Source organism: Antarcticirhabdus aurantiaca, assembly GCF_009765365.1.
GTDB lineage: Bacteria > Pseudomonadota > Alphaproteobacteria > Rhizobiales > Rhizobiaceae > Antarcticirhabdus > Antarcticirhabdus aurantiaca.
Map to the genome: position 1 here is coordinate 213601 of NZ_VTOM01000004.1, position 22895 is coordinate 236495.

Genomic DNA, 22895 nt, shown 5'->3' on the forward strand with positions numbered 1-22895 from the left:
TTAGTTCCTGAGGCTGAACCCCGCCGGGAACCATCGTTCCGTTCCACCCAGGAACGGAGCACCGATCTCCGTCCACAACCGCAATGGAAGCCGTTTTTACTCATGAAATTAGCTGCAGAAGGTCGACATTCCGCAGGAAGCAAATCTTTGCAGGGGCGAAAGAAATTTAGTCTTCCGACCCACCGATTTCCTCTCGCATCGTCGGCGTCTTCACACCAGCTCGAGGCCTGCCATGACGATCGACCGTCGCCGTTTCAACCAGTTCCTGCTCCTCGGAGGCATTGGCCTTGGAGCCGGCTTCTCCCTTCCAGCTTTCGCCGAGGTCGCTGCCCCCGCTGCGCAGCCCGTTCCCGGTGGCACCCTCAACATCGTCTATCACCCCGAACCAAACGGGCTGGTGTCGATCAACACCAGCGCCGGCGGTCCCCAGTTCGTCGGCTCCAAGCTCTTCGACGGGCTTCTGGACTACGACTACGACCTGAACCCCAGGCCCCAGATCGCCGAAAGCTGGGCCGTCAGCGAGGATGGGCTGGACTACGTCTTCAATATCCGGCGTGGCATTACATTCCATGACGGTACGCCGCTGACCTCGGCCGACGTCGCCTTCTCGATCCTGCGCTTGAAGGAGGCGCATCCCCGCGGCCGTGCGATCTTCGCGCAGGTGGAGAGCATCGACACCACCGACCCGCATGTCGCCCGGCTCAAGCTCGCCAAGCCCTCACCCGCGCTGATCACGGCGCTTGCCGCGTCCGAGTCGCCCATCGTGCCCAAGCACATCTACGAGACGCTGAAGCCGGAGGAGAACCCGACCGTCGCCCAGATCGTCGGCAGCGGTCCGTTCAAGCTGAACGAGTGGGTTCCCGGCAGCCATGTGATCCTGGACAAGAACCCGGACTACTGGGACGGGCCCCGCCCCTATCTCGACCGCGTCGTGGTCCGTCTCATCAACGATCCCGGGGCGCGCGCCGCCGCGCTCGAAGCCGGCGAGGTCGACATCGGTCCCAACCCTGTTCCGCTGTCCGACATCGAGCGCTTCCGCGCCATTCCGAACCTCGTCGTGGACGACAGGGTGTATGCCTATGCCGGCAACTTCAACCAGCTCACTTTGAACCTCGAGAACGAGTACCTGAAGAACCTCAAGGTGCGACGGGCGATCGCCCATTCGCTGGACCTCCAGGCGCTGCTCGACATCGTCTTATACGGCTACGGCGTCATCTCGCCGACCCCCATCGGACCGGGCCTCGCCAGGTTCCAGAACACCGACATCCAGCCGGCCGCCTTCGATCCCGAACGCGCCAAGGCGCTTCTGGACGAGGCCGGCTACCCCATCGGAGCTGACGGCCGTCGCTTCTCGCTCCGCCTGACCAACAATCCGTTCAACCCGCCGGCCTATGCCGACTTCATCAAGCAGGCGCTGGCCGGTGTCGGCATCGATGCGCAGATCGAGCGCTTCGACTTCGCCACCTTCGTGAAGAAGGTCTATACGGACCGAGCCTGGGATCTGTCGGTCGACGCCATGTCCAACACGTTCGACCCGACGGCGGGCGTGCAGCGCGTCTACTGGAGCAGGAACTTCAAGATCGGCCTGCCCTTCTCCAACGCCAGCCGCTACGAGAATCCGGAGGTGGACCGGCTGCTGGAAGCGGCGGCCGTCGAGCCCGACGAAGCGAAGCGGATCGCGCTATTCAAGGAATTCCAGGTCATCGTGAACCAGGACCTGCCCGTCATCAACCTGATCCAGCCCATCCAGCCGATCGTGGCGAACCGCAAGGTGCGCGACTATGCGGTGGGCGCCACGGGGCTGATCAGCGGTCTCCAGCACACCTGGATCGATCCGACAGCGGCCTGACAAACCCGACAAACCAGAAGGCCCGGCGGAGCGATCCGCCGGGCCTTCTTCCGCTGATGCCGTCTTTGAGACTACTCCGCAGCGACCCGCTGCCGCGCGTGAGGGTGCCCGGGAAACTTCAGGCCGAGATGTTCGCGCAGCGTTTGACCCGCGTACTCGGACCTGAACAAGCCGCGCCTGCGGAGTTCGGGAACAACAAGCGAGATGAAGTCCACGAGGCCCGAAGGCTTCAGCGGAGCCATGATGTTGAAGCCGTCCGCGCCATAGGCCTCGAACCGCTCCTGCAGAACGTCGGCGATATCGGTCGGCGTGCCCACAACCTGCCAATGCCCGCGCGCGCCGGCGACCTTGAGATAGAGCTGGCGGATGGTGAGATCCTCGCGACGCGCGAGGTCCAGCACCAGAGCCTGCCGGCTCTTGCCGCCGTTGGTCTCCGGCAGGTCGGTCGGCACGGGCCCGTCCAGCGGATAGGACGAGAGATCGACACCGGTGAGGTCGGAGATAAGGCCCAGGCCGACCTCCGGCTGGATCAGGCTCTGCAATTCCTCGAACTTCTCCTGCGCCTCGTCGCGCGTGCGCCCGACGACCGGGAAGATGCCGGGCATGATCTTCACGTCCTCCGGCGCGCGGCCATAGCGGGCCAAGCGGCCCTTCACGTCGGCATAGAAGGCGACGGCGTCCTCCAGCGTGACCTGCGCGGCAAAGATCGCCTCGGCCGAACGGGCGGCCAGATCCTTCCCCGCCTCGGACGCGCCCGCCTGGATCACCACCGGATGCCCCTGCGGCGAACGCGGGACGTTCAGCGGCCCGCGAACCCGGAAATGGCGGCCTTCGTGGTTCAGGAGATGAACCTTGGCCGGATCGAAGTAGAGCCCGCTCGCACGGTCCCGCAGGAAGGCGTCGTCCTCGAACGAGTTCCATAGCCCCCGGACGACCTCATGGAACTCCACGGCCCGGTCGTACCGGTCGCCGTGATCGATCGCGTCCGTGTGGCTGAAGTTGAGCGCGGCCTCCGGGTCGGTCGAGGTCACGAGGTTCCACCCCGCCCGCCCCCCGCTCAGCCGGTCGAGCGAGGCGAACTGCCGTGCGAGGTTGAACGGGTCGGAGAAGCTCGTGGATGCCGTGCCGACGAGACCGATGCGCCGGGTCACGGCCGACAGCGCCGACAGGAGCGTCAGCGGCTCGAAGGGCGTGACGCCCGAATGTGCCTTACGGCTCGCCGCCGCCGCATTGCGCAGGCGCACGGCGACGCCATCGGCGAGGAACACCATGTCGAACTTGGCGTCCTCGGCGAGACGGGCGAGCTGGACGTAGTCCTCCAGCTCGATGCCCTCCGCCGCCTGCGGATGGCGCCAGGCGGCGACGTGATGCCCTGTGAAATAGAGGAAGGCGCCGAGCCGAATCTGATCCTTGCGTCTAGCCATGGGGAGCCTTTCGATGAGATTTCGGGTCCAGTCAGGACCCAGCCCGTGAGGCGATCGCGGCGCGGAGCGTATCGAGTTCCTCGCAGCCTTCCGGGCACAGGAACTCGAGCTGGACGAGGTTGCCGCGCGCGGCCTCAACGTCGCCGGTCTGGAGAAACAGCTCGCCCTGGTATTCCAAGGCCGGGCGGTGTTGCGGGTCGTAGTAGAGGGCTTCCCGGTACCAGCGCCCCGCCTCCTCGAACCGGCCCAGCTTGCGCGTGGCGAAGCCGAGGAGGTTGTAGATGTCGGCGTGCCGGACCGTCTTCGAGAGGGCCGAGAGATCGGCGGCCGCCCCCTCGAAGTCATCGGAGTAGATCTTCGCGCGGATCGCGGAGAGATCCGGCAGATCGTCCGAAGGCGGCGTGTCGACGGCCGCCGCCGGCGCCGCGATCAGTGCGGCGAGCAGGGCGGCGGCAAGGCCGGCGCGCCTCACGCGGCGGCCAGGGCCGGCGCGGCCTCCATGTCGGCGAGGATGCGGCGCTTGAGATCGGCGAACGCGTGGCTCGCGCGGTCGCGCGGCCTGGGCAGATCGACGGCGATCGTCTGGGCGATGCGGCCAGGATGGGCGTGCATCACGACGATCCGGTCGGACAGGTAGATCGCCTCCTCCACGTCGTGGGTGACGAGGATCATCGTCACGCCCTCGGCGCGCCATATGCGCAGAAGCTCCTCCTGAAGGCGAGCGCGGGTCAGCGCGTCTAGAGCGCCCAAGGGTTCGTCGAGAAGCAGGATCTCCGGGCGGCCGACGAGGCCGCGCGCGATCGCCGCGCGCTGGGCCATGCCGCCGGAGAGCTGGTGCGGATAGGCGTGCTCAAAACCTTCGAGACCGACGAGCGCGATGTGTTCGCGCACCGCCTTCTCCTTTTCGGCGGCGCTCCAGCCCGAGTTCTCGAGGCTGAGAGCGATGTTGCCCTTCAGCGTCAGCCAGGGCAGGAGCCGGTGGTCCTGGAAGACGATGCCCCGATCGAGGCCCGGCCCGACGATGCGGCGTCCGTCGAGCAGGATCTCGCCCTTGTAGGTCGTGTCCAGGCCCACGGCGAGCCGAAGCAGGGTGGACTTGCCGCACCCGCTGGGGCCGACGATGGAAACGAAATCGCCCGGCTCGACATCGAGGTCCACATGCGAGAGGACCGGGAAGCTCCGCCCCTCCACCGAATAGGACTTCGACACGTCGCGGATCTTCAGGCTTCCGGCATGGTGGGTCATCATGGTGGTTCCTTTATCGTCCGGTTCAGCCTTCGAAGCCCTGCTTCCACCGCAGGACGCGGCGCTGGGCGAGATACATCAGGCGGTCGATGCCGAAGCCGACGAGGCCGATGATGACCATGCAGACGAGAAGCTGGTCGGTCAGCAGAAGCCCCTGCGCGCGAAAGATCAGGAAGCCGATGCCCTCCAGACCGCTGAGCCCCTCGGCGACGACGACGAGCGCCCAGGCGAGGCCCGCCGAATAGCGCAGGCTCACCATGATGCTAGGTACCGCGCTCGGCAGGATCACCTTGCGCACCAGCTGCCAGCGCGTCAGCGTCAGCACCGCCCCGAGTTCGACATGCGACTTATCGACGTTGCGGATGCCCTGCAGCGTGTTCAGGAAGACCGGGAAGAACACCGACTTCGCGATCACCACGACCTTGGCCGGCGCGCCGATGCCGAGCCAGAGCACGATGAGCGGCAGCCACGCGATGCCCGGAATGTGGCGGATGGAATCGAAGGTCGGCCCGAGGAATCGCTCCACGTTGCGCGAGAGACCCGCCGCCACACCCAGAACGATCGCGAGAGCGGAGCCGTAGAGGAAGGCCTGGCCGACGATGGAGATGGAGACCAGGAAGTCCCAATGGAGGTTCTGGCGCGTCAGCATGACCCAGAAGGCCTCCGCGGTCGCCAGCGGCGACGGTAGGAAGACCGGCTGGATCCAGCCGAGCGACGAGGAGGCCTGCCAGAGCGACAAGATGATCAGCGGCAGGATCAGGCCGATGGCGTTGGACCTGTCGAAGAAGCGTCCGAACCGGTTCGACCAGAAGGGCGAGGCGGAGGCGGCGAGGATCGCCTCGCCTGGGGCGGCGACTTGGCTCATGGCGGATTCCGACTGTGAAATATGGCAGGACACGGCCGCCCGCCGCGACGGGCAGCCGCAGGCTGAGGTCAGTAGATCGAGTACTGGCCGCCGGCGAAGAAGCGCTCGTCCACGAAGTCGTCGATCGCCGCTTCGCTGAGACGGCGGTCGGTCAGGATGTCGTCGCCGTTGGCGATGTACCAGTCCTGAAACGCCTTGATGCCCGCCCGCGCCTTGTCGGCGTCCGGCTCGCCCTTCATGAACTCGAAGGAGGACGGATCGGTGATCTGGAACTTCGCGACCTCGACAGGCACGCGCGTGCCTTCCGCGATGATCTCGGCGGCTTCGTCCACATTGGCCGCGATCCAAGCCTTGGTGCGCTCATGCGCGACGAGGAACGCCTTCACCGCCTGCGGGTAGCGATCCACGAAGTCGCGCATGGCGAAATAGGAGACCCGGCCCGCGCCGTTGACGTAGACGCCGTCGTCGGGCGAGCGACCGATCACCTTGACCTGCCCCGAAAGCCAGAGCGCAGCCGCGTTGTTGGTGCCCAGATGCGCCGCGGTCGCGTCGATCGCGCCGGAAAGGAGTGCGGCGTTGACGGCGGCCGTGTTGTCGATCGACTGATAGCGGACCTTGCCTTCCTTCAGCCGGGAGTCCAGCGGCAGGCCAGCCTTGGTCAGGATCTCGAAAGGCGACGTGAAATAGCAGGAGATGCGGCTGGAGGCGAACTTCTTGCCTTCCAGATCGGCCACGCTGTTCAGTTCGTCGTTGTTGACGCGCGCCAGAATGGGCGTCCGGTACTGGTCGGACGGCTCCGACTCCCAGACGATCACCGCGTCGAGCCCGTTCGCCTTGTGGACAGTCGCCGGATAGATCATGCGCTGGGCGATCGCGATCGAGCCACGGTCGAGCGCCGCCGATTCGGCGCCGACGAGTTCGGCCGTGCCGGAGGCGATTAGGTTCACCTCGCGGGTGCCGATCTTATCGAATTCCTCCTTGAGGAAGCCCTTCTCCTGCGCGACGACGGTCCAGGGCCGGAGTTGGAGATTGATATAGGGCAGGACTTCGGTCGGCCCGGCGCCGGTCGCCTGTTCGCTCGCGCCGGCAGGCTCGACGACGCCCTGTCCCACCGACAGAACACCCAGAAGGGCAGCGGACAGAACGCTTCCCGCAATCGTCGCCTTGATCTTTCCAATCATATTGAAATCTCTCCTGACCGGACGTGAGTAGAAGCCTGAGGGGTCTTCGTCTTCTCCGATCCGCTCCGAACAAGCTACGGCCCGCCAAAGCATACTGCGTGAGAAAATATTTCCTTTCTTCCTATGAACCGCCGATCGCCGAACCTTTCGTTCTTCGGCTGGCACTCCTAGGAGAATGGCGTCTATCGCTCCCGTACTGGATGAAACGAATATTTTCCTTGCAATTTTTCCTTTTCAGAATGCGAAGAAAAAATTTCTTTCGGTGGCATGCCGATCGAGGCAGCCTCCCGGCATTTCCGCCGGCCAAGGTCTTCAATCCAGAATGCCGAACCCGTTCTTCTCATCCGCCGTCGCCATAGCATCGGCGATCATCTCGTGCGCCAGCGCCGCCGCGACGGAAGGAACTCCCGCCTACCCCATCCCCTTGCGCGTCGGCGTCTCCCATCTCACGCCGGAGCCCGCGACGCCTGCCGCGCGGCTCTACACGGAAGAAGGCTTCGAGACGGATCTCGCTCGAGACCTCGCCAAGGCGCTCGGCCGCCCCGTCGCCTTCGAGGTGGTCGCTCCCGACGACATGGCTTCGGCCCTTGCGGACGGCCGGATCGACGCGGCTCTCGCGAGGGGCGGCGAGGGTATCGAAACGGGCTACGGCTCGGCGCTGACGGTCGCCATGCGCTCCGATACGACGATCCGTTCCTGGAACGACCTTGAGGGGCGTACGGCCTGCGTCTCGGACGGCAACGAAGAGGCACTGGCGCTGGCCACCCGCCACAAGGCGCGCATCCGTAAGGAACCCGTCCCCGCGCGCTCGCTGATGCGGGTACGCACAGGCGAATGCGACGTCGCGATCCACGACGCCGTTCTGCTCGACCGGCTGTTCCGGCAGGAGAACTGGCAAAAATTCTCGGCCACGCTGCAGCCGGTCGGAGCGCGCGACCTCCACCTCTCCGCATCGCCTGCCACAAGGGAGGAATTCGCTGCGGCCCTCGCACGCATCAATGCCGAGAAGCCCTGGAGCCGGCGGGTGGAGCGGTGGGCGGCCAATGTCGCGTTCGAAATCTATCTCGACCAGGAGGCTCCCGATTGTCACTGACAATGCTCTCCCGCATCGCCTTGGCGGCCCTGATCGCCGCAGCCGCCCCGCGGGCCGCCGTCTCGGGGCCGTCCGTCGGCACCACATTCAGCCTGACGACGCAGGAGGGCCGGCGCTTCGGCGACGCCGATCTGGCAGGCCGGCCGTATCTCGTCTTCTTTGGCTTCACCTCGTGCGCCGAAGTGTGCCCGACGACCCTCTACGAAATCTCCAGTGCCTTCGATGCCATCGGAGCGGACGCGGAGAACTTGCGCGTCGCCTTTATCACCGTGGATCCCGAGCGTGACACGCCGGAGCGGCTGAAAGCCTACCTGTCACCGTTCGGCGAACGGTTCGTCGCCTTACACGGGACGCCCAACGAGACTGCGGCCGCCGCCCAGGCCTTCCGCGTCACCTATCGCAAGGTGCCGACGGCCAACGACGACTACACGATGGACCATACGGCGCTGGTCTTCCTGATGGACCAGCACGGGCGCTTCTTCGACAAGCTGGACTACCGGGCATCGCAGGAGGAGCAGATCTCCAAGCTGAGGGCCCTGATCGCTGCGCCGTGAAGGCTGGACGCCTCGCGGCGGCTCTTCTTGCGGCCTTCTCCATAAGCCAGGCCTCCTCTCACCCGTCGATCTCGCCAGTTCGGGATCTACGCCTGTCGTATGCAGGTACGCCGGAAACGTGGCCGCGTCCGCACCTGCGGGCGGGGGCCATCTTTGCCGAAATGGGCCTTCCCCCCGCCACCGTGCCACCGTACGCCGAGCGCGCCGCCCTCGGTGCCGGGCTCTTTTTTGATCGGCGACTATCCGCAAGGGGCGACGTGTCCTGCGCCACCTGTCATTGGCCGGAACTGGCGTGGGCGGACGACAAGCCACTGTCTCGCGGCACGGGTGGCAAGGCCACGCGGCGCAACACGCCGAGCCTTCTTCACACCGCAAGGACTCCGCTCTTCGACTGGGATGGCAAAGGCCACCCCCTGGCCGCGCGGAGCCTCGCGCCGCTGTTCGACCCGGCGGAGATGGGTCCGCAGACGGCCACAAGGCTCGAGGATCGCGTAGGGTTGGGTACCGCGGAGATCGGCGAGTCGCTTGCGGCCTATGTCCGGACGTTGCAACGGCCGAGCCGCTTTGACCTCTTCCTCGCCGGCGACAAGTCGGCTCTCAGCGACGAGGAACTTGAGGGGCTCCACCTATTCCGCACGAAGGCTGGCTGCGCCAATTGTCATTCCGGCCAGCTTCTAACGGACGGACGGTTCCACAATCTTCGCCTTTCCTCGTTCGGCGAGGTCAGTCAGGATCTCGGGCGCTATGACGTGACGTCGGTGCCCGAGGATGCCGGCCGCTTCCGAACGCCCAGCCTGCGGCACGTTTCGATGACGGCGCCCTACATGCACAATGGGCTCCTACCCTCGCTGCGGGCCGTCGTGAACTTCTACGCCCGCGGCGGCGGCGACGTGCGCGCCCGCAACGCGGCGGAGGCGGCGCGGCCCCTGTTTCAAGAGGCGGCGCGCCTGTCTCCCCTCGTAGAGGCGCTCACGCTCGGAGACTCCGAGCGTGAGGCTCTGGTTGCCTTTCTAAAGAGCCTATGACGAGCAGGCGATGCCCACCCCAGACGGCTTATCAGGTCCGATCCGTCTAGTCTTCGATCTGCCAGGACGGAAGGCTGCGCAGGTCGCTAGTGTCCTTACGCGTGAACTCGGCGGCTTCGGGTTTCGATCCCAGATGCTCGTAAGCCTGCTGCGCCAGCGGCGCCGTGCGTTCGAACGCACCCTTCATCTGTGCCCAGGTCAGGGGCGCCTCGATCGCCTTGGAAGCGACGAGGTATTTCGATACTTCGAGCACCGCTGTCGCGTCCGCTTCGGTCGGCCAGGACCAGTCGCGGCGGAACAGGACGTCTGATCTACCCCATCGAAATGGTCGGCCCTGAAGTACGGCTTTTGGAGCCTGAAGGAGGACGGCCATGGCAAGACGACCCAAGCCCGAAGAGATTGTTGCAAAGCTGCGGCAGGTTGACGTTCTGGTATCGCAGGGCCGCACGGTAGCGGGCGCGGTGCGCTCGATCGGCGTGACCGAAGTGACCTATTATCGGTGGCGCAAGGAGTATGGCGGCCAAGGTCAACCAAGGTCTGGATGCGCTCTTTGGACGCACGCGAATCCTCGGCGGGCTCTGCCATATCGGCGTCACCCTCGATGATCTCGGTGCGATCTGACATCTGAATACGGCGCAGCAGTTCGTTCTCGGTGCCAGAATACCGGAGCAGGCCGACGCCGTTGAGGCCTTGCATCGCATCCTCCTCCAAGGCGGATTCGAGCCGATCTTGAGCCACGACATCATGCAGGAGATAGGGGAGAAGTTCTCGTTTCTCGCCATCTATGCCGGCATGACCACGCTGATGCGGGGGCCGATCGGCGCTATTCTCATGGCAGACGAAAGGGAGGCCATCCTGCGCGAGATACTTGCCAAGTGCGTGGCGACGGCCGCGGCCATCGGCCATGCCCCGCGCGGGGCTGCATCGAGCCGAATGGTCGCTGAGCTGACGCAGCGCGGATCGACGGGAACCGCCTCCATGTTCCGCGACATCGCGCGCGGAGGGCAGACCGAACATGATCACATCATCGGGGACATGCTGGCGCGCGCACGATCGCTGGGCGTCTCGGCTCCGCTGCTTCGGATCAGCCTCGCTCACATGCAGACCTATGAGGCGATACGAGCGGGGATCGTGACGCCATGACCATCCGTTCATCGAGCGCGTGGCTGAACGGGCTGACGGGAATGCTGATCTTCAGCGGCTCGCTTCCGGTCACGCGAATCGCACTTGGCGGGATCGAACCCCTGTTCATCACCTACTGCCGCGCGCCAGCAACGCTTCTGCGTCGATGGTCGCGCGAGTGCTTCTTCACGATCGAGCAACAGTCCCTGTCCGGTTCGCGATGGAGCGCGGCTGTCGTCTTCGCATTGCAGCAAGACAGACAGACGGCAACGAGGATCCATCGCAATGACCGGCAATCAAAGCCTGCTGACCGAGCGCAGCATCGATGCGCAGACCGCGACGCGGCTGATCGAGGTCGCCGAGGATGGCGCCCGCGAGATCGGCGCCCGCGTGTCCATCGCCGTCGTCGACCATGGCGGTCATCTCGTCGCCTTCCGCCGCATGGACGGAGCCTATCCCGGCAGCATCGAGGCGAGCATCGGCAAGGCGAGGAGTTGCGCCGGCTTCCGCACGCCCCTGGCGCAGTTCGGCAAGATGGCCGAGCACCAGTCCTGGCTCGGCAACCTGCCCGGGCTGATCCCGCTCGGCGGCGCCGTTCCGCTCTGGACCGGCGAGCCGAACGAGAGCGACTTCGTGGGCGCCGTCTCGGTGAGCGGACATACGGAAGACACCGAGCAGCAGCTCGCCGAACGCGCCGCGCAAGCCTTCCGGGTTTGACCCGAGGGCCCGTGACGGCCCCGACCATCAGCAGCGCATCGCCAGGATCGCTGAGTTCCCGGTTTCGGTCCTTGCAGCCAACGGCTGGATCGATCTCGCCGACGGCGATCCACGCTCCCTGTACCGCTGCTCCGCCGCCGTGCAGGACCATTCTTCAGAACGAGAGCCTTCCTTCATGACACGCCTCACCCAACACAGCCTCGTCGATCCGCTAACGCGCTATCCGCGCCCGGACTTTCCGCGCCAGCGCGAACAGCCGGCCCCCGGCCTGACGGGGCCGATGGATCCGCGCCCGGACCACGGCGAGGACACCTATGTCGGCGCCGGGCGGCTCGCGGGGCGGCGCGCCCTGATCACCGGTGCGGATTCCGGCATCGGCCGTGCCACCGCCATCGCCTTCGCGCGGGAGGGAGCCGACATCGTCCTCTCCTATCTCCCCGCCGAGGAGGAGGATGCGGCAGAGGTCGCGCGGCTGGTCGAGGCGGCGGGGCGCCGAGCCGTCCTCGCGCCCGGAGACATTTCCGACGAGGCCTTCGCGACCTCGCTCGTCCAGACGGCGCTGCGGGAGCTCGGCGGGCTCGACACGGTGGCGCTGATCGCGGGCCGGCAGGTGAACGTCGACGACATCGCCGATCTCGCGACGGAGGACTTCGAGGCGACCTTCCGGGTCAACGTCACGGCCATGTTCTGGATCTGCAAGGCGGCGGTGGCGGTGCTGCCGAAGGGCGGCTCCATCATCACCACCGGCTCCATCCAGGGCTACCAGCCCTCGCCCGGCCTTCTCGACTACGCATCCACCAAGGCGGCGATCATCAACTTCTCGCGCGGCCTCGCCAAGCAGGTCGCCTCAAAGGGCGTCCGGGTGAACGTCGTCTGCCCGGGCCCGGTCTGGACGCCCCTCCAGCCCTCCGGCGGCACGCCCATCGACGAACTGTCGAGCTTCGGCGCGTCCGTGCCGATCGGGCGTCCGGGCCAACCGGCGGAGGTGGCGCCCGCCTACGTCTACTTCGCTTCCGGCGAGTCGAGCTACGTCACCGGCGAGACGCTCGGCGTCACCGGCGGCAACCACCTGGCATGAAGGAGAAGCGTATCATGAGCTTCGCACGCGGCATCGAGCATGTCGGCATGACCGTGCCGACGATCGAGGAGGGCGAGGCCTTCTTCGCCAAGGCCTTCGGCGCAGAGGTTCTCTACCGCGTTCTGCCGAAGTCGCGGCCTGCCCAGACGGGCGAGGATATCGGCCCCGTCAACGGCCTCGAACCGGGCAACGCGCAGCGCGCCATCTCCATGCTGCGCATCGGCACGGGCGCCAATCTCGAACTGTTCGAGGTCGATCATCCGAAGGGCAAGCCGGCCGGCATCTCGACGCTCGGGCCCACACACTTCTCCATCTATGTCGACGACATCGCGGCCGCGGGCCAAGCGGTGGTGGCGGCCGGCGGCAGCATGCTCGACGGTCCGCAGGACTGCTTTCAGGAGGAGAGCGGCCCCGGCAATCAGCTCTGGTTCTGCCGCACGCCCTGGGGCAGCCTGATCGAACTCATTCACCTGCCGTCGCCGATGACGTACGTTTCGGGCGCGACGAAGGAACGCTTCATCCCCGAACCGGAGAGCGGCTCGTGAGATCCTTCGCCTTCGAAGCTGCTGCGCGGTTTGCGCCATGACCCGCCGCGAAGCGATGCTGGGCCTCGGCGCCGCAGTCTCAGCCGCCGCGATCGGCCGCCCTTTCGGCGCGATGGCGCAGGAAGCGAGCCTCGAAATCGTCGCGAGATCGCCTGTCCTGACCAACGGAGCGGCTGCCCTCGGCGACGGGACGATCATCCTGAACGCTCCGCGCATGCCCGGCCATGGACGGACGCCCTCGCTTCTGCGGGTCGGCGTGGACGGCAGCGTCGCACCGTTCCCCGGCAACGCATGGAATGCGTGGACACCCGGCGGCGACGGCCGCGATGCATTGGTCTGCGTCAACGCATGCCGCGTCGCCGGGGACGACTCGCTCTGGCTGATCGACCAGGGAACGAACGGCGACGGCGAGCCGCCTGCCGGCGCCCAGAAGATCGTCCGATTCGCTCCGGACGGCGGGGAACCGATCGAGGTCCTGCGCTTCGACGCCGGTCTCCTGCCGCCGGGCGCGCGAATGAACGATCTCCGCCTGCACGGCGACGTCGTCTACGTCACGGACTCCGGTCTCGGCGGCATCCTCGTCCACGATCGATCGAGCGGGCGCACGGTGCGGCGGCTGTCCGGCCATCCCCTGCTGAAGGAAACGGCGGGCCGTCCCCAGAAAGGCTTCGGCGGCAGGCTCCTGGTCGACGAGGCCGGCGAAACGTCGGCCGTTCACAGCGACCTGATCGAGGTCAGCCCGGACGGCGCCTGGCTCTACTTCGCGGCCCCGTCCGGTCCGATGCGGCGGATCGCGACCTCGGCCCTGAACGATCCGGGTCTCACTGATGCCGATCTCGCCGATCGGATCGAGACCGCCTTCGAGATGCCGACGGTTCATGGAACGGCGATGGACGATCTCGGCAACGTCTACCTTGCGGATATCGAGCGCCGGCGGGTCGTCGTGCGCTCGAGTTCCGGTCGGGAAGCGGTTCTGGTCGCGGACGAACGGCTCGTTTCTCCCGATGCGATGTTCATCACTTCCGACCGCCGCCTGCTCATCCCCGCACCGCAACTCGAACTCTTGGCGCCCATGAACGGCGGAAAGGACGCCACCACTCCGCCCTTCGAGACCTTCGCCATTGCCCTGCCCGAAAGGCTCGGCGATCTGCCGCTCGGTTCCGCCTTGCGCTTCTGAACCTCCTGTTTGCTCGACGCAGCCTGTTTCGGCACTCCTGAAACGGGCGGCGCGAAGCGAGACGTGACGCTTGCTATTCGCCGGGGAAGCCGGATCGTGTCCGGCAGAGCCGGGTACTTTTTCGCTCGTATCCCTTGTCGAAAGGTTAGACGCCTCCAAGCTATGGCGGCGTGCAACCGGCAGGACGCACGAAGCCCACACCCGCCCTGGATCGCCCGCATCGATCCTTTCCGTGATCGCCCGCCCTTCCCGGGCGGATGCGCGGGGCGTTGATCTGAAACACTCAAGAAGGATTGGCTCCGTGAGCACACCAAGCCATCCTGGGCCCGCCAACCGCCTGCGCTGATCGGTGCAGACCCGGTTGCCGGGTCCTGACCCTCGACGAGCTCCGACCATCAACGCTTCGACGCAGTCGACCTGCGCGGCGCGATCGTCGGTCTTTGATACGCCCATCCTCACGCCCTCGCGTCGGCGCCACCTCGTCTCACCGTTCGTACCGCCCCGACCCGGACTATCCGGGCTCTCGGCCGTGCGAGGAGGGCGTCGCCGCAGGCATGCGCAAACATCGACAGGCCTGCTTATGTCCGACATCCACGTTCCCGCCGGAACGATGGCGTTCATTCCGAACGCCGAACGTTCCCGTATCAGTGTTTCCCTGGTCCTCCTCGCCCTTGCCCTCGGTGCCTTCGCCTTCGGGACGGCCGAGTTCACGGCCATGAGCCTCCTGCCGGAGATCGCGGCCGATTTCCGCCTCGCGGAACCCGTCGCCGCCAGCGTCGTGAGCGCCTACGCGCTGGGTGTCGTCATCGGGGCGCCCCTGATCGCCGTTTCCCTGTCGCGCACGTCGCGTCGGCGGCTCCTGATCGGCTGCATGGGGCTCTTCGCGATCGGCAACGCGCTGAGCACGGTGGCCCCGTCCTTCGAGGCGCTGCTCGTTTTCCGCTTCGTGAGCGGCCTACCGCACGGCGCCTATCTCGGCGTCGCGGCTCTCATGGCCGCTTCGCTGATCGAGCGCCGCAGGCGTGCGAGCGCGGTCGCGCGGGTCATGCTCGGTCTGACGCTGTCCATGATCCTCGGCGTCTTTGCCGTCACCGCTCTCGGTCAGGCTCTCGGCTGGCGATGGGCGTTCGCGCTGCCCGGATCGCTGGCGATGATCGTCATGGCCTTATGCGTCTGGCAGCTTCCGCGCGACGTTCCCGACCTCGGCGCGAGCGCCCTGTCCGAGTTGAAGGGGTTGGGCAACCGGCAGATCTGGCTGACGCTGCTGACGGGGGCGATCGGCTTTGCCGGCTTCTTCGCCGTCTATGCCTATACGGCCTCGACCCTTATCGGCGTCACGGGGCTGGAACGTCATTGGGTTCCCTTCATGATCGCCCTCTACGGCATCGGCATGACGGGAGGAACCGTCGCGGCCGGATGGTGTGCCGACCGCGCGCTGATGTCGACTCCAGCGATCTTCCTGTGCGCCAGCGCGCTCGCCCTCGTCGCGTTCGCCCTGACGGCAGAAAGCGCGTGGGGCATCGGGCTCGCCATGCTTGCGGTCAGCTTCTTCAGCGCCACCGGCGGCGTCCTGCAGACGCGGCTGATGGACGTGGCGGGTCGCGCGCAAACCACGGCGGCGGTGCTCAATCACAGCGCCTTCAACATGGCGAATGCGATCGGGCCCTGGCTCGGCGGGATTCCCATCGCTCTCGGCTATGGCTTCCCCTCCGCGGGCCTCGTCGGTGCGGTTCTTTCCCTCGGGGGTTTGGCGATCTGGCTTGTCGCCTGCAGGGACGACCGCCGGACGAACCCGACCACCTAACCTTTCCCGTCGTCGTTGCCCCGCCCTTGTGCACCCCCGACCGAAGTCCGTCGGGGGTGCCCGACAGAGAAGGAAGTCCCACATGAGTTCTCCGACCCGCCGTTCCCCGCCGGATGCATCGAGCGCCAAGACGACCGGCCCGATCCGAACATCCGTTTTCGTGCGTTGGCTCGGTTGGGCCGCGACGCTGACGGCGATGACCATGTTCCTGTCCTATATCGACCAGATCAGGCTCAACCTCGCGGGCCAGCCTGGTTCGATCGTCATGCCGCTGGCGACCGTCCTGAATTGCGGCCTGTGGTCCATCTACGGCGCTTTACGCCGTGATTGGCCGGTCGCGATCGGCAACTGCCCGGGCGTGGCGCTGGGGGCGATCACCTTCGTCACAGCCCTGTAACGATCCTCTTTGATCCCGAGACAGAAGAGGATGAGCCTTCGACGCCTGAGACTTCCGGTGCGGCCCGATGCCCCTGGAGGTCTCGGCCGCTCGAACTCCTGGCCCCCGTGAAGGGCGGAAGGGATGCCACTTCGCCGCCTTCCGAGACCGTCGCCATGGCCTTGCCCGAGCGGCTCGGCGATCTGCCTCTCGGTCCCGCCCTGCGCTTCTGACACCCTCCTTCGCTCCGCGCAGCCTGCCCGGCACGTCTTAGCTGGGTGGCGGCGCGGCGCGATTGGGTTGAGGCCTGTCTCAGATCCCGGCCTCTTGCCGCAGGCGCGCGATGGTTTCCTGCGCCTGCGCGATGAGGGCCTCCTGGTCGACGCGGGTATGGCGCCCGTTCTCCTTGTGCACGACGCCGTCGACCAAGACGAAGTCGACATTGGTCGGCTGGGCCGCATGGGTGAGCATGAAGTCGACCGTGCCGACAGGCGCGGTGTTGATCGCGTCGCGGCGCACCGCGATCACGTCGGCCCGCTTTCCCGGCGTCAGGGATCCGGTGGTCTGCGCGATCCCCAGCCCCCGCGCGCCGCCGAGGGTCGCCCATTCGAGGACGCGCCGGTCGGACAGCGCGCCTTGGTCCTCGCGCATGCCGCTCGCCAAGTCGGCGGTGATGCGCATGACGCCGAACATGTCGGCGTGGCCCGCCAGCACCATGTTGTCGACCGAGAGCCCCATCTCGACGCCGGCATCGGCCATGTCGGCGATGACGGGCAGGCCGTAGCCGACCTCGAGCTCCGTCCAGGGGCTGATCGAGATCGGCGAGCCGCTCTCGGCGACCCTGCGCAGGTCGTCCTTCGTTGCATGGGTCGCGTGGACGAGCTGGACGTCCGGCCCGAGCAGCGCGTCGCGGTGCATGACGGCGATGTTGCCCATGGCGGCGGCCGCCCGGTCCGAGGCGACATGGGCGGTGATCGGCAGGCCGAGCGAGCGCGCCGCTTCCCATTCGCGGCGCCAGACCGGCGAGGCCGAGCGGTCCGGGCCGCGCGCGCAGATGCCGAGCGAGACGAGGCCCGCGCTCCCGCCGGCGAAGTGCCGGTCGCGCATGCGCTCCAGGTCCGAAAGGTCCATCACCTCCTCCTCGCCGAGCGCCTGCGGGTAGCCGTAGGCGAAGCGTCCGCGCAGGCCGGAGGCGACGAGCGCCTCGCGCTCGGCTTCGGCGAAGTCCGGTCCCTTCACGTTGTGCGCCCAGTTGTGGACCGTGGTGATGCCAGCATGGATCGCTTCCGCGGCGGCGAGGCGCACGCCGAGCGCGCTCGCCTCCGGCGTCCAGGCGCGGGCGAGCGGCGCCATGGTCTTGCCGAAGGGGCCGAGCCGGCTCTGCGGCAGGCCGCGCGCCAGCGAGTTCCACATGTGCCAGTGGGTGTCGACGAAGCCCGGCATGACGACGCAGCCGCTCATGTCGCGGCGCGCGACGCCGGGCGCCTCGATGGCGGCGGCGACCGCCACGATCGCGCCGTCGCGCACATGGACGTCGCCGCGGGCAAGATCACCGATCGACGGGTCCATGCTGACGACGTATCCGCCCGACAGGATCACCTCGGAGGAGCCGGCGCCGCTTGGCGCCGGCTGCGCGAGGCCGGGGCGCGCCGACAGCGCCGTCGCCGCGAGAGCGGCCGCACCGGAAAGAAGGAAGTCGCGGCGAAGGAGGGTCATCGGAAAGCTCGCAGGGAGGGGACGAGGGAACGCGCCGACCCGGCGGATCCGGCGCGGCGGAGAGGGTCGGCATGACGGTTGCGCGGGGCGGCTCCCCTGGGGAGCTGCCCCGCGTCGGGAGCCTCAGCTCGGTGCGAGATCCTTCAACAGGCGGCGGCCTTCGCCGAGCGGCTGCGCGAGGGACTCTTCGAAGATCGCGTTGAGCGGTTCGTTGTAGGGCTGCTCCAGATGCGCCTCGTGTTCCGCGACGCTCGTCCACCGCTCCATGATGAAGAAGGCGTTCTCGTCGTCCGCGTGGTGGTAGACGTCGAAGGCGAGGTTCCCCGGCGCGGCGCGGGACGGCTCGACCACGTCGAGGAGCGTCGCCTGGAACCGCTCGCGCATCTCGGGCTTGACGTGAATGGTGACGGCGACGTTGCGCGTGGCGGCGGGGTTCGCGATCGGCTTTTCCGGTGCCATCGGCGACAGGCGCACCAGGGGCTGCTCCTGCGGGGCGGCGGCGAGGTCGCCGTCGACGCGCGCGACGACGGCCTGGAGATGCGGCGTCCTGCCATGGGCTTCGACGGCGGCCCGGTCGGCCCAGCGCTCCATCAGAAACAGCTCGTTGCCGCCTTCCTCGCGCCCGTAGACGTCGAAGGAGACGTTGCCTTCCTCCGCGCGGGAGGCGCGCGCGTTCTCGCGCATCACCGCGAGGAAACCGTCCATCGCCTCCGGCTTCACCGAGATCGTCGCGTGGAACTCGACCGGTGCCGGTGCAGCGTCCTGGGCGGAGGCCGGTCCGTTCAGGGAGGGGGTGAGAAGGATCGCGGCAGTGCCTGCCAGGGCCATGCTGCGGATGGCGGCTCCGATGGTAGTCGTCATGTCGGGGTCGTGCTCCGTGCTGCTTTCGGCCTCGTCGGATTGAGGCGGGGGGCGCGGAGACGACGATTATTAGCTAAGTACAGTTCCTTCCGTCACCGGCAATGGATTGTTGCGGGATCGGCAAGTCTGCGCCCCGGGGCCGCGACGCACCGGGCGAGGCGGTTCGATCAGGACGTCTCGAGCAGGCCGAGATCGGCGTTCTCCTGCACCACCTGGGCCAGTTCCTCTTGAAGGAAGTCCATCAAGGCGCGTACGCGACGCGGCTGGTGCCGGCGGGCCGGATAGACGAGGTGGAGCCAGCGCCCTCTGCCGCCCGACCATTCCGGCAGGACCCGCACCAGCCGGCCGCTGCGGATGTCGGGGAAGAGATCCCAGACGGACTTCAGCGTGATGCCGCCATCGGCCAGCGCGGCGGCATGGGCGATCTCGCCGCTGGTGCCCGTGACGGTGCTGGCGATCTCGATCTCCACGGCGTCCTCGCCCTGCCACAGCGGCCAGCGGCGCGGCGGCGGAAGGCCGATCGCGAGGCAGCGATGATCCTGGAGATCGCGGGGGTGGCGCGGCGTGCCGTGCCGGGCGAGATAGGCCGGAGAGGCGCAGAGGATCCGCGCATCGGGGGCGAGCCGCCGCATGACGAGGGCGCTGTCCGTCAGGTCGAGCTGCCGGATGGCGAAGTCCAGGCGATGCTGGATCAGATCGTCCATCTCGTTGCTGGCCATGAGCTGGATCGTCACGTCGGGATGGCGATCCAGGAAGGCCGGCAGGCGCGGGGCGATCTGGCGCTGGGCGAAGGCGACGCCGGCCGACAGGCGGATCGTGCCGCGTTCGGTCTGGCGAAGGCGCACGTCCTCGGCCGCCGCCACGGCGTCGAGCACGTCGCGGCAGCGCTCCAGGAAGGCCTCGCCCTCCTCCGTCAACGCGAGCTTGCGAGTGGAGCGCTGGACGAGCCGCAGCCCGAGCTCGCCCTCGAGCTCCTTCAAGCGTTTCGAGACCAACGTCAGCGAGACGCCGAGTTCACGCGAGGCGTTCGTCAGACTTCCCGCCCGCGCGACCGCGTCGAACACCCGAAGATTCTGGAGATTGTTCAGCTTGACCAAGGACGGCTCCGGGACGGTACCGTCCTAGCTGTTAGCGGCTGAGACTGTTAGGCGTCAATTATTTCTGGTTTCGGGACTATGACGTGGGTTTTGGCTTGCGAGTGGCCTGAGGACGACCATTCTCGATCGCCGGCAACCCAAAGACAGGTTCAGCCTTATCATCGACATGGATGGCAGCTTAGCGCAGCGCCGCCCGCAAAGCCGATTGTCGCCTTTCCACCCAGTCGAGCCGATCAACGTGAAGAAGCGGACGCTCGGAACCAGACCTTCTCAAACGACCCCTTCTACGTCGTTCACGAATGCCATCATTGCCACCGGAAGCCGACACTTAGCTTCCGGTGAGGCTCCTCACGTCATTGAGGACGAAGTGCCCGAAGCTCGAAGCGACCCTGTCCCTGCCGTAGGGGACGCCTCCGGCGGGGAACTCGTAGACCGGAGCTTCGCCCAACTCGTCCGCCTCGTCGCAATCCAAAAGGTAAGCAGGTCCGTAGCCCAAGGCCATGAAGAAGATCATTCCGGCTGTGATGAGACCCCGGCAGCGTGCATCCTCCGTGGCGAACACGACGTAGGGCACACCCTTGGCGTTGAGGCCGCTCGGCTTCGTCAGGTCGTAGATCTCGAGGTTTTCGAAATCGACGGTCCCGTATCAGCGGACCACGGCCTTGTACGAGGGTGGAAGCCGGACGCCGAGGCGGATCTCCAATGCTGCAATGTCTGTGTCATCGCCTGGAACAAACCCGTCCACCACCATACCCGATTGCTTGGCGTGGTCGATCGCTTCCTCGAAGGCCGCCTTGCCGTCGGTTTGGGTCGTCATGCCGTCCTCCAATCCTGCGAACCCTGATGTCAGCTTCCATCCCCCCTCCGTCAAACAGCAGACGGTCACCTTCCCACCCGCAGCCCCTTTCGGTGTGGATGTAGAGCGCTCGGGCGCACAGCGGGTTTTGGCTTCCCGGCTCCATGCTGCCATTGGCGGCCGAACAGCGTTCAAGCTTCAGCTCGCGGGCGATCATCTCGGCGGGCTGCTTCCCGCGTGGCCAATGTTGACGCCAGCGGATGATGGCGCCCCGCTTCTTCGACAGGCCCTGAACCCTCGAAGGGCACCGCGTGAGATCGAGAGCCAGCCGTTCGCCTTCGACCGTCCTGCCATTCACACGGTCGCCGGGCAAAGCGGGTTCTACCTCTTCGCCGAGCTTTGAGCTGCCGAGGACATATCCCTGTAACCCGAGCGTGATTAGTCGGTTTTGAACTCGAGACGCCCAACCCCTTCGTCGTCATGTCTCGCCCCGGTTCACCAACCGGACGGGAGAGAATGCCGAAGACCAAACATCGCTTCGACACCAGCCGCTCCGATGGAGGTTGGGTGGCCAAAAGCCATCGTTTCATCTCAGCGGCAGATTGACCGAGCATCCAGCGAAGAGAGATCCCATGATCCGCCCGTTTCTTGCCGCCACCGGTGTCCTCGTCCTGACAGCCATCACGGCCACCAGCGCCCTTGCTTTCGACCCCGCCGACGCTGATCGCATCAAGACGCTGGTGGATACCGGGATGCGGTACTACTGGACCGGCGGCGACGTGAAGAAAGCCGAGGCCGAGGTGTTCAAAGGGATCACCCTGCACGGACGCTACGATGTGGTGGAACAGTCATTCGCTGAGGCTGCGAAGCTTGCCCCCGAACGCCTCGATTTCCTGTTTGCGGTTGCATCCTCGCAGATTCTCCAGAAGAAGACCGACCAGGCTGCCGCGACCTACCGCTCCATCCTCGCCAAGGATCCGAACTCGTTTGAAGCGCAGGCTTGGCTCGAAGCGCTGGCGCGGATCAGGAACAACGAAACGCTTGCTTCCCTGACGCATCAGTCCCTGGCTGGCCTCGACGCCGAACGGGCCGAAACCTACCGGCGCCTGTTTGGTCGTGTCGAGCAGATTATGGCGGAGAAGCCGAATGCCGATATCGCAACCATCCCAGGCAAGACCTCGATCGTGGTTCTGGGTTACGCGCTTGCCAAGGACGGCACGGCGGAGAAGCCTCTTCTCGACCGGCTCAATGTCGCGCTGAAGGTCGCACAGGCCAACCCGGCCGCACGGGTGATGGTCACGGGTGGGCAGCCGCAAGCCGGCGTCACCGAAGGCGATGTCATGATGCGGTGGCTGGTGGAACGCGGGATCGACCGCGACCGGATCATGATCGAGGACAAATCCAAGGACACGGTCGGCAACATGCTGAACGTCGCCAACCTGCTTCGTCGGCATACGGCAGACAATGTTATTCTCGTCACCAGCTCCAGCCATATGCGTCGTGCTCGTGTGGTGCTGGAAGAAGCCCTGTCGCAAACGGGTATCTCTGCTCTTGTCGTTCCGGTGGTGGCGCTTGATGCCCCCAGCATGGACGAGGCGGTGAACGTCTCGGCCGACGAACGCCTTGTGGTCTACCGCGACTTGATGCGTGTATCGGGCCTTTGGGCCTATCCTGGTCTCCAACAGTAGGGGCCGGTGAGAGGATAGGTTGCGACCACCACCGCTGCCGGCAGGCACTGACCAAGCGCCAAATCCCGCATCGTACGCCCGGCGCGGTATCGAGAGCAGCCAGCGCCGGGGACGCCACAGGTGGGTGGTCGAGCGCAGCCTCGCCTAGCTGGCCCAGTTCCGGCGCCTCGCCAGCCGCTACGAGCGCCGAGCCGACATCCACCTCGCACTCACTACCCTCGCAGCCGCCCTCATCGCTTGGCGCTTCGTCGCGAAGTGGTTTTGTTAGAAACTCTTAGAGCCGCCGGCTTCGAGCTGAAATTGCTCTGTTGAAACCCTAACTCGGCTGGATGGTTTCGTTCCCTGTCCGCGGTTCGAGTGGCGCGGGAGGCCTTGATGGTGGGCCGGTCCGCGCTGCCGGTCTACGGCTGCCGATACTCGCGCAAGGATTACACTCAACCGCAGCTCTTCGCCCGTTTTGTCCTGCGCCAGCTTCTACGCACGGACTATCGAGGCGTGGTGACGCTGGTGGGCGAGTGGAGCGAGCTGCGACAAACCCTCGGCCTGTCCAAGGTGCCGCACTATTCGTCGCTGGCCTACGCCTCGCGCCGCATTCTGGCGGGGGCCGATAAAAAGGGGCTTTCGGTGACATCCAGGCGGCGGCTGTCGAACGAGCCCGCGCCTTTGGCCTGATGGATCCCGC

23 protein-coding genes and 2 pseudogenes are annotated in these 22895 nt (G+C 66.5%); 15 read left to right on the forward strand and 10 right to left on the reverse strand.

Annotation, left to right across the window (positions count from 1 at the left end):
• The first annotated feature begins 232 nt into the window (after nucleotides 1-232).
• A complete protein-coding gene (locus FZN60_RS06460; RefSeq protein WP_158872297.1) occupies nucleotides 233-1849 on the forward strand; it encodes an ABC transporter substrate-binding protein in 1617 nt (538 codons plus the stop codon).
• A 71-nt stretch (nucleotides 1850-1920) separates the two neighbouring features.
• Here FZN60_RS06460 and FZN60_RS06465 read toward each other — a convergent pair whose 3' ends face one another.
• The 5 genes from FZN60_RS06465 to FZN60_RS06485 form a co-directional block, all read right to left on the reverse strand.
• A complete protein-coding gene (locus tag FZN60_RS06465; protein WP_158872299.1) occupies nucleotides 1921-3273 on the reverse strand; it encodes an LLM class flavin-dependent oxidoreductase in 1353 nt (450 codons plus the stop codon).
• A 31-nt stretch (nucleotides 3274-3304) separates the two neighbouring features.
• Complete coding sequence (locus tag FZN60_RS06470; RefSeq protein ID WP_158872301.1) at nucleotides 3305-3745, reverse strand: tetratricopeptide repeat protein; 441 nt, start codon at nucleotides 3743-3745, stop codon at nucleotides 3305-3307.
• Entirely contained in the window at nucleotides 3742-4521 is a 780-nt protein-coding gene (locus FZN60_RS06475; RefSeq protein ID WP_246726617.1) for an ABC transporter ATP-binding protein, read from the reverse strand. The genes FZN60_RS06470 and FZN60_RS06475 overlap by 4 nt, the downstream gene beginning before the upstream one ends.
• A gap of 22 nt (nucleotides 4522-4543) precedes the next feature.
• The gene (locus FZN60_RS06480; protein ID WP_158872303.1) at nucleotides 4544-5383 is read right to left on the reverse strand and encodes an ABC transporter permease; all 840 of its coding nucleotides are present in this window, start codon (nucleotides 5381-5383) and stop codon (nucleotides 4544-4546) included.
• Between the two features lie 68 nt (nucleotides 5384-5451).
• On the reverse strand, nucleotides 5452-6729 hold the full coding sequence (locus tag FZN60_RS06485) for an ABC transporter substrate-binding protein (RefSeq protein WP_246726618.1): 1278 nt from the start codon (nucleotides 6727-6729) through the stop codon (nucleotides 5452-5454).
• A gap of 10 nt (nucleotides 6730-6739) precedes the next feature.
• Between FZN60_RS06485 and FZN60_RS06490 the strand changes: the two genes are divergently transcribed.
• The 3 genes from FZN60_RS06490 to FZN60_RS06500 all read left to right on the forward strand — a co-directional run bounded on the left by FZN60_RS06490 (nucleotide 6740) and on the right by FZN60_RS06500 (nucleotide 9236).
• Entirely contained in the window at nucleotides 6740-7657 is a 918-nt protein-coding gene (locus FZN60_RS06490; RefSeq protein ID WP_158872305.1) for an amino acid ABC transporter substrate-binding protein, read from the forward strand.
• 2 nt (nucleotides 7658-7659) lie between these two features.
• Complete coding sequence (locus FZN60_RS06495; protein WP_158872307.1) at nucleotides 7660-8211, forward strand: SCO family protein; 552 nt, start codon at nucleotides 7660-7662, stop codon at nucleotides 8209-8211.
• 161 nt (nucleotides 8212-8372) lie between these two features.
• Nucleotides 8373-9236 (forward strand): cytochrome-c peroxidase, encoded by an 864-nt coding sequence (locus FZN60_RS06500; protein WP_255475900.1) that lies wholly within the window; start codon nucleotides 8373-8375, stop codon nucleotides 9234-9236.
• 46 nt (nucleotides 9237-9282) lie between these two features.
• Here FZN60_RS06500 and FZN60_RS06505 read toward each other — a convergent pair whose 3' ends face one another.
• Entirely contained in the window at nucleotides 9283-9609 is a 327-nt protein-coding gene (locus tag FZN60_RS06505; protein ID WP_158872310.1) for a hypothetical protein, read from the reverse strand.
• On the opposite strand from FZN60_RS06505, the pseudogene FZN60_RS06510 reads away from it, so the two are divergent.
• From FZN60_RS06510 to FZN60_RS29125, 8 genes and pseudogenes are all read left to right on the forward strand, one after another.
• Nucleotides 9608-9757: pseudogene (locus FZN60_RS06510) on the forward strand (transposase); the annotation flags it as partial. The gene FZN60_RS06505 and the pseudogene FZN60_RS06510 sit on opposite strands and share 2 nt — an antisense overlap.
• A gap of 208 nt (nucleotides 9758-9965) precedes the next feature.
• Complete coding sequence (locus FZN60_RS06515; protein ID WP_199266498.1) at nucleotides 9966-10379, forward strand: ketopantoate reductase C-terminal domain-containing protein; 414 nt, start codon at nucleotides 9966-9968, stop codon at nucleotides 10377-10379.
• A gap of 264 nt (nucleotides 10380-10643) precedes the next feature.
• Nucleotides 10644-11075 carry a GlcG/HbpS family heme-binding protein gene (locus FZN60_RS06520; protein ID WP_158872312.1) on the forward strand — a complete coding sequence of 144 codons (432 nt, stop codon included), beginning with the start codon at nucleotides 10644-10646 and terminating at the stop codon, nucleotides 11073-11075.
• A 175-nt stretch (nucleotides 11076-11250) separates the two neighbouring features.
• Nucleotides 11251-12153, forward strand: coding sequence for an SDR family oxidoreductase (locus FZN60_RS06525; RefSeq protein ID WP_158872314.1), 903 nt, complete (start codon nucleotides 11251-11253; stop codon nucleotides 12151-12153).
• Nucleotides 12154-12167: 14 nt separating this feature from the next.
• A complete protein-coding gene (locus tag FZN60_RS06530) occupies nucleotides 12168-12698 on the forward strand; it encodes a VOC family protein (protein WP_158872316.1) in 531 nt (176 codons plus the stop codon).
• 37 nt (nucleotides 12699-12735) lie between these two features.
• A complete protein-coding gene (locus tag FZN60_RS06535; protein ID WP_158872318.1) occupies nucleotides 12736-13875 on the forward strand; it encodes an L-dopachrome tautomerase-related protein in 1140 nt (379 codons plus the stop codon).
• Between the two features lie 580 nt (nucleotides 13876-14455).
• Nucleotides 14456-15679 (forward strand): MFS transporter, encoded by a 1224-nt coding sequence (locus FZN60_RS06540; RefSeq protein WP_199266499.1) that lies wholly within the window; start codon nucleotides 14456-14458, stop codon nucleotides 15677-15679.
• Nucleotides 15680-15761: 82 nt separating this feature from the next.
• Nucleotides 15762-16076, forward strand: a complete 315-nt coding sequence (locus FZN60_RS29125; RefSeq protein WP_158872320.1) for a SemiSWEET family transporter — start codon at nucleotides 15762-15764, stop codon at nucleotides 16074-16076.
• A 291-nt stretch (nucleotides 16077-16367) separates the two neighbouring features.
• On the opposite strand, the gene FZN60_RS06550 is transcribed toward FZN60_RS29125, so the two are convergent.
• The 4 genes from FZN60_RS06550 to FZN60_RS06565 all read right to left on the reverse strand — a co-directional run bounded on the left by FZN60_RS06550 (nucleotide 16368) and on the right by FZN60_RS06565 (nucleotide 20546).
• Complete coding sequence (locus tag FZN60_RS06550) at nucleotides 16368-17771, reverse strand: amidohydrolase family protein (protein ID WP_158872322.1); 1404 nt, start codon at nucleotides 17769-17771, stop codon at nucleotides 16368-16370.
• A gap of 123 nt (nucleotides 17772-17894) precedes the next feature.
• On the reverse strand, nucleotides 17895-18632 hold the full coding sequence (locus tag FZN60_RS06555; protein ID WP_158872324.1) for a putative quinol monooxygenase: 738 nt from the start codon (nucleotides 18630-18632) through the stop codon (nucleotides 17895-17897).
• Nucleotides 18633-18799: 167 nt separating this feature from the next.
• The gene (locus FZN60_RS06560) at nucleotides 18800-19729 is read right to left on the reverse strand and encodes a LysR family transcriptional regulator (RefSeq protein WP_158872326.1); all 930 of its coding nucleotides are present in this window, start codon (nucleotides 19727-19729) and stop codon (nucleotides 18800-18802) included.
• A 646-nt stretch (nucleotides 19730-20375) separates the two neighbouring features.
• Nucleotides 20376-20546 carry an SMI1/KNR4 family protein gene (locus FZN60_RS06565; protein ID WP_158872328.1) on the reverse strand — a complete coding sequence of 57 codons (171 nt, stop codon included), beginning with the start codon at nucleotides 20544-20546 and terminating at the stop codon, nucleotides 20376-20378.
• Between the two features lie 611 nt (nucleotides 20547-21157).
• On the opposite strand from FZN60_RS06565, the gene FZN60_RS06570 reads away from it, so the two are divergent.
• From FZN60_RS06570 to FZN60_RS06580, 3 genes and pseudogenes are all read left to right on the forward strand, one after another.
• Nucleotides 21158-22213 (forward strand): YdcF family protein, encoded by a 1056-nt coding sequence (locus tag FZN60_RS06570; RefSeq protein WP_158872330.1) that lies wholly within the window; start codon nucleotides 21158-21160, stop codon nucleotides 22211-22213.
• Nucleotides 22214-22236: 23 nt separating this feature from the next.
• Nucleotides 22237-22481, forward strand: a pseudogene (locus FZN60_RS06575) (transposase); the annotation flags it as partial.
• A 107-nt stretch (nucleotides 22482-22588) separates the two neighbouring features.
• Nucleotides 22589-22885 (forward strand): hypothetical protein, encoded by a 297-nt coding sequence (locus FZN60_RS06580; protein ID WP_158872332.1) that lies wholly within the window; start codon nucleotides 22589-22591, stop codon nucleotides 22883-22885.
• Nucleotides 22886-22895: the final 10 nt, after the last annotated feature.